This is a genomic window from Pseudomonas sp. 05N434 (assembly GCF_056396965.1).
Genome location: NZ_JBFTMK010001219.1, coordinates 1 through 301 on the forward strand (window position 1 = coordinate 1; position 301 = coordinate 301).

Sequence of the window (301 nt, forward strand, 5' to 3'; positions counted from 1 at the left end):
GACCTGCTGAACATCAGCTACACCTCGACCCTGGCCAGCAGCACCGTCGACCTCAGCCAAAGCAACCTGCAGAACGTCGAAGATGTCACCGTCACCGGCCTCGGTGCCTTCACCGTGATCGGCAACGACCTGAACAACACCCTGCTCGGCAACGCCTACAACAACACCCTGCAAGGCGGGGCCGGCAATGACTGGCTGGATGGCGGCGCCGGCGCCGACACCCTCAGCGGCGGCAGCGGCGACGACACCTACGTCATCGACAACGCCACCGACACGGTCACTGAGCTCGCCGACGAAGGCC

At 65.1% G+C, this 301-nt stretch carries 1 pseudogene; it reads left to right on the plus strand.

What is annotated here, in order from left to right:
* Positions 1–301 (plus strand): annotated as a pseudogene (locus tag AC1DLB_RS32515) (M10 family metallopeptidase); the annotation flags it as partial.